The sequence below is a fragment of the Leifsonia sp. GW821-FHT13C09 genome, assembly GCF_058806435.1.
Genome location: NZ_JBXAPS010000001.1, coordinates 179,073 through 195,667 on the forward strand (window position 1 = coordinate 179,073; position 16,595 = coordinate 195,667).

The window sequence follows — 16,595 nt, forward strand, 5'->3', positions numbered from 1 at the left end:
GTGATCCCCTTACGTGTCGTGCCTGATTGGTGTTCGACGGAAAGCGTTCGGGCGTCGTCACAGGGTGATCCAGCCGAGCGAGAGCGCCACGATGCCCAGGATCGCGCCGAGCACCGAGACGGCGAAGATGACGAGCTCACGGCCGCTGAACACCTTCCTGCCCTGCTCGCGCCGGACCATGACGAACAGGATGGTCGCCGGCGCGTAGATGATGAACGAGAGCAGCACGAAGGTGAGGCCCGCCGCGAAGAGGAGGAAGGCGGTGTAGATCGTCGCCAGGACCGTCACGACCAGGTCCCGCCCCCAGCCGCGCGGCTCCTGCATATAGGTCTCCCGCGTCGTCACGAGCTTGAGCGCGTAGAGAGCGGCCAGGAAGAACGGGATGAGCGTGAGCGCGCTGGTCAGATCGAGGGCCAGGTTCAGGGCGTCGTTGGCGAAGTAGATGATGACCAGGACGGCCTGCACGAACAGGGCGGTGAGCAGCAGGGCCGCAGTGGGCACGTCCTGGCTGTTCGAGCGGGCGAGGAAGCGCGGCATGTCGTGGTCCTTGGCGGCCACGAACAGCACCTCGGCCGCCATGAGCGACCAGGCGAGATACGCGCCGAGCACGGACACGATGAGGCCGATGCTGACGAACCAGGCGCCCCACGGACCGACCGCGGCCTCCAGCACGCCGGCCATCGACGGCTGGCGGAGCTTCGCAATCTCGCCCATCGGCAGCACGCCGTACGAGACGATCGTGACCGAGGCGAACACGGCGAACACGCTCACAAAGCCGAGGATGGTGGCACGGCCCACGTCCTGGCGGCGCTTGGCATGCCGGGAGTAGGTGCTCGCACCCTCCACGCCGAGGAACACGAAGACCGTCACCAGCATGGTGTTGCGGACCTGGTTGAACAGGGAGCCGGCATAGTCGGCGCCGCCCCAGTTGGCCGCGAACACGTCGGGCTTGAGCACGAAGAGCGCCAGCAGGATGAACACGATGATCGGCACGACCTTGGCGACCGTGACGATGCGGTTGATCGCCGCGGCCTCCTTGATGCCGCGGCGGATGAGGAAGAAGAATCCCCAGAGCGCCGCCGAGGAGATCGCGATGGCGAGGATCGTGTCGCCGTTGCCGAGCGCGGGGACGACCGCGCCGATCGTGGACATGATGAAGACCCAGTAGAAGACCAGGCCGACGGAGGCGCTGGCCCAGTAACCGAACGCGGAGAAGAAGCCGAGGTACTCGCCGAAACCGGCCTTGGCGTACGCGTAGACGCCGGCGTCGAGCTTCGGCTTGCGGTTGGCCAGCAGCTGGAAGACGAACGCGAGCATGAGCATGCCGACGCCCGCGATCGTCCACGCGATGAGCGCGCCGGCGACGCCGGTCTCCTGCGCGAACCGGCGGGGGAGCGAGAACACCCCGGCGCCGACCATGCTGCCGACGACCATGCCGGTCATCGTGAGCATCGAGAGCTTGACGGGAGTGGACACCCCGGTCTGCGGCGCTGCCTTCTGATCCGTCACGGGGCCCCCAAGTCGCACACCAGTGAGATATATGAACGCTAACGAGCCCCGTTCCGGTCGGTCAAGACCCGTCCCGGGTGAAAAACCGAAACCGCCGAGTACGCGGAAAGTCCACGTACTCGGCGGTTTCGACCGGAGTTTCTGCGTACTCGGCGGTTAGGCGACGGCCTCCGCGGGGGTGCGGACGCCACGGACGGGCGGGTGCTGGAAGGTGTCCCCGAAGACCCGTTCGGACGCGCCGACCCGGTCGAGGTACGGCGTGATGCCGCCCATCTGGAACGGGAAGCCCGCGCCGAGGATCATGCAGAGGTCGATGTCCTCCGGCGCCTCGACCACGTGGTCGTCGACGAGCATGCGGTGGATCTCGTCGGCCAGGCCGTCCTCGAGCCGGCGCAGGATGTCCTGCTCGCTCCACGGGTTCTTGCCGCCGGTCAGGATCTTGGCCGCGCCCTTGTCGAGCCCCTTCACCTTGCCCTTGGAGTCCTTCTCCAGCAGGGTGCCGTGCTCCGCCAGGCGGTGCAGGTTCTCGCTGCGGTAGAACCGGTCGGGAAAGGCCGCGTGGTGCGTGTCGAGCACGTGCGCGCCGACCTTCAGGCCGACCAGGTCGAGCAGGACGGAGGGCGCCATCGGCAGGCCGAGCGGCGCGAACGCCTTGTCGACGGTCTCGAACGGCGTGCCGTCGTCCACCGCGTGCATCGCCTCGCCCAGGATCTTCGCCAGCACCCGGTTCACGACGAACCCGGGGGTGTCGGCCGTGATGACGGCGTTCTTCTTGAGCGCCGCCGCCGTGACCATCGCGGTGGACAGCGTGGCGTCGTCCGTGTGCGGGGTCTTCACGACCTCGATCAGCGGCATGACCGCGACCGGGGTGAAGAAGTGGAAGCCGACCAGGCGCTCAGGGTGCTTCAGCTTCGCGCCGATCTGCTCCACCGACAGCGAGGAGGTGTTGGTCGCCAGCACAGCCTCGTCGGAGAGGTACTGCTCGACCTCGGCGAAGACGTTCTGCTTGACGGTCAGCTCTTCGAAGACCGCCTCGATCACCCAGTCGCAGTCGGCGAAGTCGGCCTTGTCGGTCGTGCCGGTCACGAGCGCGCGCAGTCGGTTGGCCTCGTCCGGGGAGATCCGGCCCGTCTCCTGGAGCTTGCCGATCTCGTCGTGGATGTACGCCACGCCCTTGTCGACGTGCGCCTGGTCCAGGTCGGTGATCACCACGGGCACGCGCAGCCGGCGCACGAACAGCAGCGCGAACTGGCTGGCCATGTAGCCGGCGCCGATGACGCCGATCTTGGTGACCTTCTTGGCCAGTGCCTTGTCCGGCGCTCCGGCGGGGCGCTTGGCGCGCTTCTGGACCAGGTTGAACGCGTAGATGCTGGCCTGGAACTGGTCGCCCGAGATGAGCTCGGCGAGCGCGTCGTCCTCCAGCTCGAAGCCCGCGGCGCGGTCGTTCGCCTTGGCGGCCTTCAGAAGCTCCAGCGCCTTGTACGGCGACTTCGGGACGGTGCCGATGCGGCTCTCCAGCATCTTGCGGGCGATGCCGATCGCAGCGTCCCACTTGACCATGCGCTCGACCTTGCCGGGCACGTTCGGGCGCTTGACCTCGACGGCGCCGGTGAGGACCTTGTCGGCCCAGAGGAGGGAGTCCTCCAGGAAGTTCGCCGAGTCGAAGATCGCGTCCGCGATGCCGAGCTCGAAGACCTCCTGCGGCTTCAGCATCCGGTTCTGCTTGAGCGGGTTCTCGACGACGACCTTGAGGGCGTTCTCGATGCCGATCAGGTTCGGCAGGATGGTCGCGCCGCCCCAGCCGGGGATGAGGCCGAGGAAGACCTCGGGGAGCGCGAACGCCGCCGCGTTGCGGTCGATGGTGCGGTAGTCGGCGTTGAGGCCGATCTCGACGCCGCCGCCGAGCGCGAGCCCGTTGGTGAACACGAACGAGGGGACGCCGAAGGTCGCCTGCTTGCCCAGCACGTAGTGGCCGAGCTGGGGGAGCAGCTTCGCGACCTCCACGCTCGGGATGTCGCTGACCCGGCTGAGGTCGGCGCCCGCGGCGAGGATGAACGGCTTGCCGGTGACGGCGACCGCGTCGACCTCGCCGCGCGCGGCCCGCTCGGTCAGCGCGTCGAAGGTCTTCCCCAGCTCCAGCAGCGTGGCGGGGCCCATCGTGTTCGGGCGGGTGTGGTCGCGGCCGTTGTCGAGCGTGACCAGCGCGAGGGTCTTGCCGCTGGGCAGCGGCACGTCCTTCACGTAGGAGTGGGTGACGACCTCGTCGGAGGTGAGCTCGACGAGGGGGGAGAAGTCGATGGTGCTGTAGTCGGTCACTGGTGCTCAGCCCTTCTTCGCCGCGCGCTTGCTGTAGTGGGGGTTCTCCCAGATCACGGTGCCGCCCTGGCCGAGGCCGACGCACATCGCGGTCAGCCCGTAGCGGACCTCCGGGTGCTCCTCGAACTGGCGCGCGAGCTGGATCATCAGGCGGACGCCGCTCGCGGCGAGCGGGTGGCCGATCGCGATCGCGCCGCCCCACTTGTTGACCCGCGGGTCCTGGTCGTCGATGCCGAAGTGGTCCAGGAACGACAGCACCTGGATGGCGAACGCCTCGTTGAGTTCGAACAGGCCGATGTCCTCGATCGTGAGGCCCGCCTTGCGGAGCGCCTTCTCGGTGGACGGGACCGGGCCGATGCCCATGATCTCCGGCTCGACGCCGGCGAACGCGAAGCTGACCATGCGCATCTTCGGCGTCAGGCCGAACTCCTTGACCGCGTCGGAGGACGCCAGCAGGCTCGCGGTGGCGCCGTCGGTGAGCGGCGACGCGTTTCCCGCGGTCACCCGGCCGTGCGGCCGGAACGGGGTCTTCAGCGTGGCGAGGCCCTCCATCGTGGTCTCCGGGCGCATGCCTTCGTCCTGCGTGGCGAGGCCCCAGCCCTGCTCGGAGCGGATGGCGACCGGCACGAGGTCCGGCTGCAACTTGCCCGCGGCGTACGCGGCGGCGGTCTTCTGCTGGCTGCCGAGGGCGAACCGGTCGGAGCGCTCCTTGGTGAGCGCCGGGAACCGGTCGTGGATGCGCTCGGCCGTCATGCCCATGTTGAGTGCGTCCTCCGCGACCATGCGCTCGGACAGGAAGCGCGGGTTGGGGTCGGCGCCGAAGCCCATCGGGTGCCGTCCCATGTGCTCCACGCCGCCGGCGATGACGAGGTCGTAGCTGCCGAATGCGATCCCGGAGCCGAGCGTGGTGACGCTCGTCATCGCGCCGGCGCACATCCTGTCGATCGCGAAACCGGGCACCGACTTCGGCAGCCCGGCGAGGAGCGCGGCCGTGCGGCCCAGGGTCAGGCCCTGGTCGCCCTGCTGCGTCGTCGCCGCGATGGCGACATCGTCGATGCGCTCCTTGGGCACGTTCGGATTCCGCTCCAGCAGGCCGATCATGGCCTTGACGACGAGGTCGTCCGCGCGGGTGTTCCAGTACTGCCCTTTTTCGCCCGCACGTCCAAACGGAGTACGGACTCCGTCGACGAACACGACATCCGTTCTATCGGCCACAGTGCCTCCCAAATCAGGTCGCTGACGATCCTAAGGAGGCCCCGACGCCGGAGTGGAATCGTTTGATTCTTTCTACGAAACGGCTTCGGACGCGTCGCCGGGCGTTTGGGTGCTTTCCACAAAGGCCTGGGCGATCGCCTGTGAGGTTGCCTCAATCTGCCAGCGCCGGGCGCCGTGCTGGGCGAGCGCGTCGGCGACCGTCGACGGCGTGATGTCGGCCGGCGGCGTCCACGCGACACGGCGCAGCGTGTCGGGGGTGAGCAGGTTCTCCAGCGGGAGTGACAGCTCCTCGGCCAGTGTCGTCAGCGCCGCGCGGGCGGCCTTCAGCCGGGCGTCGGCCTCCGGGTTGCGGTCGGCCCAGGCCCTCGGCGGCGGGAGGCTGTCGCCGGTGCCGCGCAGGACGGGCAGGTCGTTCGTGGTGCGGGCTGCCTCGATGGCGGCCCACCAGCGGTCCAGCTCGGTGCGGCTGGCGCGGCCGGTGAACTCGCGCATGGCGGCGAGGGCGCGCTTGGACTCCGGCATCGCCTTGGCGGCGGCGGTCAGGGACGCGTCGGGGACGAGCCGGCCGGGCGCGACGTCGAGCTGCTGGGCGAGTGCGTCGCGGCTCAGCCACAGCTCGCGCGCGGCGGCGAGATTGCGGATGCCGCGGATGGAGTGGATGCCGGACAGCCGCCGCCACGGCTCCTGGCGCGCCACGACGAGCTCGCGGGTGAGCTCATCGGCGAACTCCTGACGGGCGATGTCGGTCTTGCCGGCCTCCACCAGCAGCCCGGCGATCGCGTCGCGGAGGTCGGGCAGCAGCTCGACGTCGAGGGCGGCGTAGTCCAGCCACGGCTCGGGCAGCGGGCGGGTCGACCAGTCGGCGGCGCTGTGCTCCTTGGCGAGGTGGATGCCGAGCAGCTCCTCCACGACGGTGCCGAGGCCGACGCGCGGCATCCCGAGCAGGCGCGCGGCCAGCTCGGTGTCGAAGATGCTGACCGGGTCGAGTCCGACCTCGCGCAGGCAGGTGAGGTCCTGCGTCGCGGCGTGCAGCACCCACTCGTCGCCGGCGATCGCCTCGTTGAGCTCGTCGAACCGGCCGATCGCGGGCGGGTCGAACAGGAAGGTCCCTGAGCCGCGCCGGAACATCTGGATGAGGTACGCGCGCTGCGAGTAGCGGAACCCGCTCGCCCGCTCGGCGTCGACCGCGATCGGCCCTTCACCGGCGACGATCTGATCCAGGGCCCGGTGGTAGCCGTCTGGCGTGTCGATGACGGTGTGCTCAGCCACGCGGTGTCCGTCTCGTGCTCAGCAGGCTCACCCCTTCGCCCGTCGGCGGCAGGCCGGCCAGCATGCAGAGCAGTTCGCCCCAGCCCTCCACGTGCGCGGCGATGTCGGTCTCCAGCGGGCTCCAGGAGGCGCGCAGCTCGATCTGGGCGCCGTCGCCCTGGGCGGCGAGCTCGCCGAAGCCGGTGGAGATGATCTTGGTCGCGGTGCCGCTGGCGGCGGTGTACTTGGCGTGGCGCGCGTCCAGGGCGTCGACCAGCCACGACCAGGCCACGTCGGCGAGGAACGGGTCGAGGCCGATGTCGGTCTCGAGCGGGGCCTGCGCGAAGCAGACGATGCGGAACGGGCCGCCCCAGGCCTCCGGCTCGTCGGGGTCGTAGAGCAGGATGAAGCGTCCGGTGCCGAGGTCGGAGTCGTCGCCGTGCCGCGCGGGACGCACGTCCGCCGCGAGCGCGACGGAGTACGGCGCGAGCTGGGCGGGAGCCGGGATCTCCGTGATGACGAGCTCGGGCCGCGCCTTCGCGGAGCGGACGGACTCGAGTGCCGCCCCGTACTCCTTCGGCAGGTGAGTCTCCCGGGGCACGTGGGTCTCCCCCTGCGGGTGCGGGTCCCCGGGCAGCTGCGGCGGGGTCGAAGTGGGTGTCGACACGCTACGAACACTAGAAGGATTCGCGCGCTCGTGACAGTAAGGCACGCCGCCCGGTGGACTCCTGGCGGCGACGGGGCGCGGGCACGGCTACGCTGTCGGGCATGGCGACGACCAGCAGCGGATCCGGCGGAAACGGGGCATTCGGGAAGGTGGTCGGCGTGACGGCGGCCGTCGCGGGAGGGCTCGTGCTGCTCACCGCGGCGGGGGCCGGCTTCGCGATGGCGCGCGTGGCGCGAACGGTGATCACGCCGGTGCGCAGGCGCCCGCACCGCGAGGTCGTGATCGCGGCGGACGAGGGGCTCGGCGTCATCACGCTGAGGCGGACGCCGGACTCGGCGATGCCCGGCCGGTTCGGGCTGTGGTTCGGGTCGGAGACCGGCTATGCGAAGATCGGCGGCCTCCTGGAGACCACCGACACCACTGTCGTGCGGGAGCTGGAGCGCGTGCACTTCGGCGAGCTCGGGCCGGGTCGGGCGCGGATCAGCGGGTACTACTACCTGGAGCCGGAGGAGCTCGACCTGCCGGCGGAGAGCGTGGCGATCGAGACCGACCTGGGCCAGGCGCCGGCGTGGGTGTTCCCGGCCGATGAGGCGGCCACGGGCGACCGCTGGGTCATCCAGGTGCACGGCTGGGGCGCGACGCGGCAGGAGGGTCTGCGCGCCGTCCGGACGTTCCACGCGGCGGGCTACACCTGCCTGCTCGCCTCCTACCGCAACGACGGCGACGCCCCGGAGAGCGCGGACCGCCGCTACGGCCTCGGCGGGACCGAGTGGCGGGACATCGACGCCGCGATCCGGTACGCGGCCGACCACGGCGCCCGCTCGATCGTGCTGATGGGCTGGTCGATGGGCGGCGCCGTGGTGCTGCAGACGGTCACCCGGTCGCAGAACCTCGACCTGGTGACGGGCGTGGTGCTGGAGTCGCCGGTCGTCGACTGGATCGACACGCTCGAGTTCCAGGCCAACATGCTGCGCCTCCCCGACGCGATCGCCCAGGGCGCGATGCGGTTGATCGCCTCCGACTGGAGCGGCCCGATCACCGGCCTCGGCGCGCCGATCGACCTGCGCAGCATGGACTTCGTGGCCCGGGCGGCTGACCTCAGCCTCCCGATCCTCATCCTGCACAGCCAGGACGACGGCTTCGTGCCGGACACCGCCTCGCGCGCGCTCGCCGCGGCGCGCAGCGACATCGTGACCTTCGTGCCCTTCACGGTCGCGTTGCACACCAAGCTCTGGAACTACGACGAGGCGAAGTGGGCGGCGGCTGTGCGGGAGTGGCTGGACGAGCGCGCGTGAGCGGGGTGCACCGCCCGGTCGTGCCGCCCGCGGCCCGGCCGGGGGATCGGGTGGCCGTGCTCTCGCCGTCGTTCGCGGCGCCCGCGCGCTGGCCGGCGGTGCATGAGCAGGCGCTGCGCAGGCTGGAGGAGCTGACCGGCCTGGTGCCGGTCGAGTACCCGACCACCCGGCAGCTCGGCGCGACACCGCAGGAGCGCGCGCGGGACCTGAACGCGGCGTTCGCCGATCCCGGCATCCGGGCGGTGCTGGCGACCATCGGCGGTGATGACCAGATCCGGGTCATCCCGCACCTCGACCGGGAGGCCGTGCGCGCCGACCCGAAGCCGTTCCTCGGCTACAGCGACAACACCGGCATCCTGAACTGGCTCTGGACGGAGGGCGTCGCCGGGTTCTACGGCGGCAGCACGCAGGTGAACCTGGGACCGGGGCCGCGCGTGCACGACATCCAGCTGCGGTCGCTGCGCGCCGCCCTGCTCGGCGGCGAGCCGATCGAGCTGACCGACCCGGGCGAGTCGGAGGACTTCGGGACCGACTGGGGCGACCCGCGCGCGCTCGCCGAGACCGGGGAGCGCGAGCCGACCGACCGGTTCGCCTGGGCCGGACCCCGACGCCGGGTCACGGGCACGACCTGGGGAGGCTGCCTGGAGGTCGTGGACTGGATCCTGCTCGCCGACCGCTTCCCGTTCCCGCCCTCGGCGCTGGAGGGGGCCGTCCTGCTGGTGGAGACGAGCGAGCTGACGCCGCCGGCGCACTGGGTGCGGTACACGCTGCGCGCCCTGGGCGAGCGCGGGCTGCTCGCGCCGCTCGCTGGCGTGCTCGCGGCGCGGCCGCCGGTGAGCACCTTCGAGCACCGGCCGGACGCGGCCGAGCGGCGGCGCCTCCGCGAGGCGCAGCGTGACGCCGTGATCGAGACCGTGGCCGAGTACAACGCCGACGCGGTGGTGTGCGTGGGCGTTCCGTTCGGGCACACCACGCCGCAGTGGATCGTGCCCTACGGCGGGCGGATCACCCTCGACGGGGAGAGTCGCCGGGTGTTCGCCGACTACGCTCGCGGCTGAGTCAGGCCGCCGCGAGTTTGGCGCGCACCTGGCGCTTCGCGCGGCCGAGCAGCGCCGACATCCCGCGGAGGCGCAGCGGCGACACGGCCTGCGTGAGGCCGAGCGTATTCGGGAAGTCGTCCGGCACGGCCAGCACCTCGTCCGCGGTGAGTCCCGCGAGACCCTGGACCAGGATCGACGCGAAGCCGCGGGTGGTCGGGGCCTCCTTGGGCGCCGTGGCGTAGAGGTGGACGATGCCGTGCTCGTCCACCTCCACGAAGATGAAGACCGGCGCCTGGCACTCTTCGACCCGCTCCAGCAGGTCGGGGTGGTCGCGGTAGCGCTCCGGGAGGTCGGGCAGCTCGTCCGAGAACTCCAGCAGCAGCTGCAGGCGATCGTTCTGCTCCAGCGCCTGGAAGTCGTCGCGGATCTCGGCGAGCGTGCCGGTGAGGGCGGTCATGCTTTAAAGGCTACCTTCGTGCGGGTGCGGCAGGGTCAGCGCGAGGGAACCTCGCCAGGCTCCGTGCCCGTCACGATCGGCACGCGCACGGCCGAGCCCCACTCCGTCCACGATCCGTCGTAGTTGCGGACGTTCTCGAAGCCGAGCAGGTGGGTCAGCACGAACCAGGTGTGGCTGGAGCGCTCGCCGATGCGGCAGTACGCCACCACGTCGTCGCCCGGCTTCAGGCCGGCGTCGCCGAGGTAGATGGCCTCCAGGTCGGCGCGGCGCTTGAACGTCGCGTCGGGGGCGGCGGCGCGCGCCCACGGCACCGAGGCGGCAGACGGGATGTGGCCGGCGCGCAGGGCGCCCTCGGTGGGGTAGCCGGGGATCTCGGTGCGCTCGCCGCTGTACTCCTCGGGGGAGCGGACGTCGATCAAGGCCCCTTCCCCCGAACGGACCCGCCCCAGGTGGGCGAGCACATCCTCCTTGAAGGCGCGGATGGTGTGGTCGTCGCGCTCCACCACCGGGTACTCCACCGGCGCGGGCGTCGGCACCTCGCGGGTGAGCTCGCGGCCCTCCGCGATCCACTTGTCGCGGCCGCCGTCGAGCAGGCGCACGTCCTCGTGGCCGAACAGCGTGAACACCCAGAGCGCGTAGGCGGCCCACCAGTTGTTCTTGTCGCCGTAGATGACGACGGTGGTGTCGCGGGCGATGCCCTTGCCGCCGAGCAGCTCGGCGAAGCGTTCCGGGCTGACGTAGTCGCGGACCACCGGGTCGTTGAGGTCGGTGTGCCAGTCGATCTTGACCGAGCCGGGGATGTGGCCGGTGTCGTAGAGGAGGACGTCCTCGTCCGACTCCACCACCGCCAGGCCGGGCTCGCCGAGGTGCTCGGCCAGCCAGTCCGTGCTGACCAGTCGTTCGGGGTGCGCGTAGCCGGTGAAGTCGATCGACGGGTCGGGGGCGATGGCCATGCTGCTGATCCTCCGGGTTAGGCTGGGAGCCTGCGAAATCGCGGGCCAGGAGTCCAGGCTACGCGGCGCGCGGCGGGTGACGAACGTCCCGTCAACACTTCTTCACACTTAAGGTGCGCATCCAGACATGACGATCGAGACGACCGGGGCTCTTCCCCGCCTCGCGGACCGCTCGCCGGCGATCACCGGCGCCGAGATCGCGGCGAGCCTCGTGCCGCCGTCGCAGTTCGAGCACGCCACCTTCGAGTCGTACCGGCCCGACCACGACTACCCGTCGCAGTCGGAGGCCGTCGCCACGCTGAAGCTGTTCGCCAAGTCGTGGGAGCCGCAGCGTCCTGCCGGGCTGTTCAGCCGCAGCCGCCGCAAGGTGGAGGCCATGAAGCCGGGCGTCTACCTCGACGGCGGCTTCGGCGTCGGCAAGACCCACCTCCTGGCCGCGCTCTGGCACGAGGCGCCGGGGCCCAAGTACTTCGGCACCTTCATCGAGTACACCGCGCTGGTCGGCGCGCTCGGCTATGCGGGCGCGGTGGACCTGCTCCGCGGCTCCACCCTGATCTGCATCGACGAGTTCGAGCTGGACGACCCGGGCGACACCATGATGATGACCCGCATGCTGGGCGAGCTGGTCGCCTCCGGCACCCGGATCGCAGCCACCAGCAACACGCCGCCGAACGCGCTCGGCGAGGGCCGCTTCGCCGCGAGCGACTTCCTGCGCGAGATCCAGTCGCTCTCCGCCAACTTCCAGACCCTGCGCATCGACGGCCTCGACTACCGCCGCCGCGACACCTCGGGACATGCGGTCAGCGTCGACGCGGGGGAGTACGACCGGGTGCTGGCGGCGCTCACCGCCCGCGGCGAGACCGCGACGAGCGACACGTTCGACGGCCTGATCTCCCACCTCGCCACCGTGCACCCGTCGCGCTACATCAAGATGCTCGACGGAGTGGACGTCATCGGGCTGTCCGACGTGCATGTGCTGCACGACCAGATGGCGGCGCTCCGCCTCGTGGCGTTCATCGACCGCGTGTACGACGCGGAGATCCCGGTGGTGCAGACCGGCACGCCGCTGAGCGAGGTGTTCGACGACGAGATGCTGGGCGGCGGCTACCGCAAGAAGTACCTGCGCTCGATGTCGCGCATGATCGCCCTCACCGCGGGCGAGCTGCCGCCGCACGACGACTGAGACGCCCCTCCAGGCGGCCGCCCGGCAGTCGCCCCGGGGATTCGTAGACCGGCGAAACAGACTGTTTACACAGCGCAGGGATGCGTAACACCCGCGAAACACGAGCATCCCGCAGCCGAAACCTCTCGCGATCAGACTGGCTCCACCCCGAAGCGCCCGACCCGGCTCCGATGAGTCCGAACCCATCCCCAGGGCGTCGCATAGAGAGGTAGAGACTCGCATGGTGTTGCACACAGCCGCGGACTACGCAACGACAGGGACCGTGAACGCCCTGTGGTTGCTCGTCGCCGCCGCCCTCGTCCTGCTGATGACCCCCGGCGTCGCCTTCTTCTACGGCGGCATGGTCCGCGCGAAGAGCGTCGTCTCCATGATGATGATGAGCTTCGGCGCGATGGCCATCGTCGGCGTGCTCTGGGTCGTCTACGGTTACGGGCTCTCGTTCGGCAAGCCGCTCATCCCGCACGTGCTCGGCACGCCCGACCTGTTCCTCGGCAGCCTGATGGGCAAGGACGGGATGACGCCCGACCTCGGCGGACTCGCGTTCGCCGGCTTCCAGGCCACCTTCGCCATCATCACGGTCGCGCTGATCTCCGGCGCGATCGCCGACCGCGCCAAATTCGGCGCCTGGATGGTCTTCGCCGGCATCTGGGTGACGGTCGTCTACTTCCCGGTCGCGTACTGGGTGTTCAACCTGCAGGACGGCTGGATCTCTTCCATCCTGCACGTGAACGACTTCGCCGGCGGCACCGCGGTCCACATCAACGCCGGTGCGGCGGGCCTCGCCCTCGCCCTCGTGCTCGGCAAGCGCGTCGGCTTCCAGAAGGGCATGAGCAAGCCGCACAACGTGCCGCTGACGCTGCTCGGCGCCGCGCTGCTGTGGTTCGGCTGGTTCGGGTTCAACGCCGGCTCGGAGGCCGCGGTCGACGGCGTCGCCGCGATCGCGTGGATCAACACCCTCGCCGCCCCGGCCGCGGCGACTATCGGCTGGCTGATCGTCGAGAAGATCAAGGACGGCAAGCCCACCTCGATCGGTGCGGCGTCGGGTGCGGTCGCCGGCCTCGTCGCGATCACTCCGGCCTGTAACATCCTGACCCCGGGCTTCGCGATCCTGCTCGGCCTGGTGGCCGGCGCCATCTGCGCCGTCGCGATCGACCTGAAGTTCAAGCTCGGCTTCGACGACTCGCTCGACGTGGTCGGCATCCACCTCATCGGCGGCCTCGTCGGAACGCTGTGGATCGGCATCTTCGGCTTCACCCACATCGGCGGCGACGCCACCAAGCCGTTCTCCAGCCTCTGGTACGGCGGGAGCTGGGTGCAGCTCGGAGCGCAGGCGATCGGCGCCTTCAGCGTCCTGATCTACTCCTTCGTCCTGGCCTACGCGATCGGCTGGGTCATCCAGAAGACGATGGGCTTCCGGATCAAGAACGAGGACGAGCTGGCCGGCGTCGACACCGTGGTGCACGGCGAGGAGGGCTACGCGCTCGAGACGGTCTGACCGTCTCGCACCATCCAGCATCCGCGAACGGGGTGCCGCCTGCGGGCGGCGCCCCGTTCGGCGTCTGCGCGCCCGTTAGGGTAATGCTTGCATTGTGGCGGAAGGGAGCGGGATGGCCGCGACAGGCGAGCAGGTCGACACCCTGCTGCTGTTCGTCTGCGGGGCGCTGACGCTGCTCGTCCCGTTCGGCCTCGCGTTCTTCGTCGGCGGCCTCGGCGGCCGCTCCACGACCTCCCGGGCCATGAAGTTCGCGCTGACCGGCACGGCGGCGACCATCCTGCTCGGCGTCGGCGGCGGCTACGGGATGCTCGCCGGTCGGCCGTGGCTGCCCCACGTGCTCGGCGCTCCGTCGTTCGACCTGGCCGCCGGCTTCGGGGCGGCGTCGCACCGGCCCGACCTGTACGCCCTCGCCAAGGCGGGGTCGATCCTCGCGGCGGCCGCGGTGTCCATCGCGATCGTGGGCGTCGCCGTCGCCTCGCGGATCACGCTGCGCGCCTGGTTGGTCTTCACGGTGGTCTGGTCGGTGCTCGTGCTGTACCCGGCGGGCTACGCTGTGCTCGCGCTGGACGACGGCTGGGCGACCGGCGTGCTCGGCGTGATCGACTTCGGGGGAGCACTGCCGATCGGCGTGGCGGCGGGAGCGGCGGCCGCTGGGGTCATCCTGGCGTGCGGCCGGGGCGAGCACCGGCCACCGGAGCAGCGCAGCTTCCCGGCCATCGCTATCGGCGGGACGCTGGTCTGGGTCGGCTGGCTCGGACTGGTCGTCGGCTCGGAAGGGTCGGTGGACTCCTACACCGGACTGATCTCGATCAACGCGTTCGTCGCCTCCGGCGGAGGGTGCCTGGCCTGGATGGTCGTGGACCGGGTGCTGCTGCGGCGCCCCACCACGGTGAGCGCACTCTGCGGCGCCTTCTCCGGGCTGGTGGCGATCACCCCGGCGGCGGGAGTCCTGACGGTCGGCTGGTCGCTGCTGCTCGGCGTGATCGCGGCGCTGGCGTGCGCGACGATGGTCGACCTCGCTGCGCGGGCGCGGTTCGGCGCGTCGATGGCGCTGATCGTCATCGTGACAGTCGCGAGCATGGTCGGCCTGCTCTACCTCGGGCTGTTCGCCGCGGGCGGCGGGATGGTGGACAGCGGCAACTTCGACCTGTTCACCGCCCAGGCGATCGCCGGGTTCTCGGTGCTGATCGGCTCCTTCCTGGTCTCGCTGCTGCTCGCGCTCGCGCTGCGCTACACACTCGGCCTCACCCGGATCCGCTATCGTGCCACGAGTGAGCCGACTCCTCGACGCGATCGCGCGACTGTTCCGTCCCGCGCCGCGGAAGACTGAACGGCCGGCCTCCCGCGTCGGACCGGCCCGCTCCGGGCGCGTCGCCGGGCTGGAGCCGGGCCGCGGGGGCGTCGACGCGACGATACAGGTGGACCCGCGCCGGCTGAAGGGGCTGCGCACCTCGTACAACCCGAAGACCGACGGCGAGCCCGACCCGGGCGAGATCGTCTGGACCTGGGTGCCGTACGAGGAGAACGACGGCCGGGGCAAGGACCGGCCGGTGCTCGTCGTCGCGGCGGAGCCGTCCGGGACCCTGATCGCGGTCGCGCTGACCAGCCAGGCGCATCCGGGCCGTCCGGAGTACCTGGCGATCGGCGCAGGCGACTGGGACGGCCGCGGCCGGCCGAGCTTCGTCAAGCTCGACCGGGTGTACCGCGTGCACCGCACCGGGATGCGCCGGGAGGCCGCGGCGCTCGACGCCCGCCGGTATGCGACCGTCCGCGCTGCGCTGCGGAAGCTGTACGGCTGGAGCTGAGCGGCCTCCCCGCCGCCCGGCTGCTCGATGACGAACCGTGAACCGGGAGCGCGCGCCGCGCGGCCCGCGTCACTACAGTTGCCGCATGCCTGACGACTGTTCGCGCCCCCTCGACTTCGAGACCCGGCAGATCCACGCCGGCGCCGTGGTCGACGCCGAGACCCGCGCCCGCGTCACCCCGATCTACCAGACCGCCGGCTATGTCTTCGACGACTTCGACGACGGCGAGGACCGTTTCGCCGGCCGCAGCCGCTACCGCGCGTACTCGCGCAACGACAACCCGACCAACGCGGTCGCGGGGCAGCGCATCGCCGACCTGGAGGGCGGCGTGGACGGGATCGTGGTCTCCAGCGGGCAGGCCGCTATCGCCGCGGCGATCAACGCGCTCGCCGAGGCGGGCGACCACATCCTCGCGACCCGGTCGCTGTACGAGGGCACGCGGGAGATGTTCCGCGGCATCCTGAAGCGCCAGGGGATCGCGTTCGAGTACGTGGACGACGACGCCTCCGACGCGGAGTGGGCGGCGCGGTTCCGGCCGAACACGAAGGCCGTCTACACCGAGACGCTGCCGAACCCGCTCAACCAGGTGGTCGACATCCAGCGGCTGGCCCGCGTCGCGCACGCGGCCGGCGTCCCGCTGATCGTCGACAACACCGTCCCGACGCCGTACCTGTGGCGGCCGATCGAGGACGGCGCCGACATCGTCGTGCACTCGACCTCCAAATGGCTGTCCGGTCATGCCTCGGTGATCGGGGGAGCGGTGGTCGACGCCGGCCGGTTCGACTGGGCGGCGCACGCCGACCGCTTCCCGCAGCTCACCGAGCCGCCGCGGCCGGGCGTCGCGTCGTTCGTGGAGCGCTACGGCGGGGGCGCTTACCTGGCCTACCTGCGCACGGTGATCGTGCTGGAGTACGGGCCGACGGTGCCGCCGCTCAGCACCTTCCTGCTCCTGCACGGCATCGAGACGCTGTCGGTGCGGATGGACCGGCACGTGGCGAACGCCCAGGAAGTGGCGGAGTTCCTGGCCGGGCGGCCGGAGGTGTCGCGCGTGTTCTATCCGGGGCTCCCTGGCGACCCGTACCATGAGCTGGCTTCGCGGTACCTGCCGCTGGGCGCGGGCTCCATCGTGTCGATCGACCTGGCGGGCGGGAGGGCGGCCGCCCGGCGCTTCCTCGACGCGCTGCGGCTGGTCAGCCCGATGACGCATATCGGCGACGTGCGCACGCTCGCCATCCACCTCGGCAGCACCATCCACGCCAAGCTCACCGAGGAGGAGCGCCTGGACGCCGGGATCACGCCGGGGCTCGTGCGGCTCTCGATCGGCATCGAGAGCCCCCGCGACATCATCGCGGACCTCCAACAGGCCCTGGAGGCGTAGCGCCGCGCGAACGCGCCGCGCCCACATTTGTGCC

At 70.8% G+C, this 16,595-nt stretch carries 14 protein-coding genes; 7 read left to right on the top strand and 7 right to left on the bottom strand.

What is annotated here, in order from left to right; genetic code table 11:
* Positions 1-57 precede the first annotated feature (57 nt).
* The 5 genes from AC1ROW_RS00830 to AC1ROW_RS00850 all read right to left on the bottom strand — a co-directional run bounded on the left by AC1ROW_RS00830 (position 58) and on the right by AC1ROW_RS00850 (position 6,889).
* The gene (locus tag AC1ROW_RS00830) at positions 58-1,509 is read right to left on the bottom strand and encodes a basic amino acid/polyamine antiporter (protein ID WP_493016993.1); all 1,452 of its coding nucleotides are present in this window, start codon (positions 1,507-1,509) and stop codon (positions 58-60) included.
* A 156-nt stretch (positions 1,510-1,665) separates the two neighbouring features.
* A complete protein-coding gene (locus tag AC1ROW_RS00835; protein WP_493016994.1) occupies positions 1,666-3,825 on the bottom strand; it encodes a 3-hydroxyacyl-CoA dehydrogenase NAD-binding domain-containing protein in 2,160 nt (719 codons plus the stop codon).
* 6 nt (positions 3,826-3,831) lie between these two features.
* A complete protein-coding gene (locus AC1ROW_RS00840; RefSeq protein ID WP_493016995.1) occupies positions 3,832-5,040 on the bottom strand; it encodes a thiolase family protein in 1,209 nt (402 codons plus the stop codon).
* Positions 5,041-5,112: 72 nt separating this feature from the next.
* Entirely contained in the window at positions 5,113-6,309 is a 1,197-nt protein-coding gene (locus AC1ROW_RS00845) for an HRDC domain-containing protein (RefSeq protein WP_493016996.1), read from the bottom strand.
* Positions 6,302-6,889 carry a DUF3000 domain-containing protein gene (locus AC1ROW_RS00850; RefSeq protein WP_493018333.1) on the bottom strand — a complete coding sequence of 196 codons (588 nt, stop codon included), beginning with the start codon at positions 6,887-6,889 and terminating at the stop codon, positions 6,302-6,304. Before AC1ROW_RS00850 ends, AC1ROW_RS00845 begins: the two co-directional genes overlap by 8 nt.
* Positions 6,890-7,056: 167 nt before the next feature.
* Here AC1ROW_RS00850 and AC1ROW_RS00855 point away from each other — a divergent pair, with 167 nt between their 5' ends.
* Positions 7,057-8,250 carry an alpha/beta hydrolase family protein gene (locus tag AC1ROW_RS00855; RefSeq protein ID WP_493016997.1) on the top strand — a complete coding sequence of 398 codons (1,194 nt, stop codon included), beginning with the start codon at positions 7,057-7,059 and terminating at the stop codon, positions 8,248-8,250.
* Entirely contained in the window at positions 8,247-9,308 is a 1,062-nt protein-coding gene (locus tag AC1ROW_RS00860; protein ID WP_493016998.1) for a S66 family peptidase, read from the top strand. Before AC1ROW_RS00855 ends, AC1ROW_RS00860 begins: the two co-directional genes overlap by 4 nt.
* Before the next feature lies 1 nt (position 9,309).
* Here the strand turns inward: AC1ROW_RS00860 and AC1ROW_RS00865 are convergent, their stop codons facing one another.
* Entirely contained in the window at positions 9,310-9,747 is a 438-nt protein-coding gene (locus tag AC1ROW_RS00865) for a SufE family protein (protein ID WP_493016999.1), read from the bottom strand.
* Between the two features lie 35 nt (positions 9,748-9,782).
* A complete protein-coding gene (locus AC1ROW_RS00870; protein ID WP_493017000.1) occupies positions 9,783-10,700 on the bottom strand; it encodes a sulfurtransferase in 918 nt (305 codons plus the stop codon).
* Between the two features lie 127 nt (positions 10,701-10,827).
* On the opposite strand from AC1ROW_RS00870, the gene zapE reads away from it, so the two are divergent.
* From zapE to AC1ROW_RS00895, 5 genes are all read left to right on the top strand, one after another.
* Entirely contained in the window at positions 10,828-11,883 is a 1,056-nt protein-coding gene (gene zapE / locus AC1ROW_RS00875) for a cell division protein ZapE (RefSeq protein WP_493017001.1), read from the top strand.
* 220 nt (positions 11,884-12,103) lie between these two features.
* Positions 12,104-13,378, top strand: coding sequence for an ammonium transporter (locus AC1ROW_RS00880; RefSeq protein ID WP_493017002.1), 1,275 nt, complete (start codon positions 12,104-12,106; stop codon positions 13,376-13,378).
* A gap of 112 nt (positions 13,379-13,490) precedes the next feature.
* Complete coding sequence (locus tag AC1ROW_RS00885) at positions 13,491-14,708, top strand: ammonium transporter (RefSeq protein ID WP_493017003.1); 1,218 nt, start codon at positions 13,491-13,493, stop codon at positions 14,706-14,708.
* Entirely contained in the window at positions 14,650-15,183 is a 534-nt protein-coding gene (locus tag AC1ROW_RS00890) for a type II toxin-antitoxin system PemK/MazF family toxin (protein ID WP_493017004.1), read from the top strand. The genes AC1ROW_RS00885 and AC1ROW_RS00890 overlap by 59 nt, the downstream gene beginning before the upstream one ends.
* Positions 15,184-15,268: 85 nt before the next feature.
* Positions 15,269-16,561: an O-acetylhomoserine aminocarboxypropyltransferase/cysteine synthase family protein gene (locus AC1ROW_RS00895; protein WP_493017005.1), complete on the top strand. Its 1,293-nt coding sequence runs from the start codon at positions 15,269-15,271 to the stop codon at positions 16,559-16,561.
* Positions 16,562-16,595: the final 34 nt, after the last annotated feature.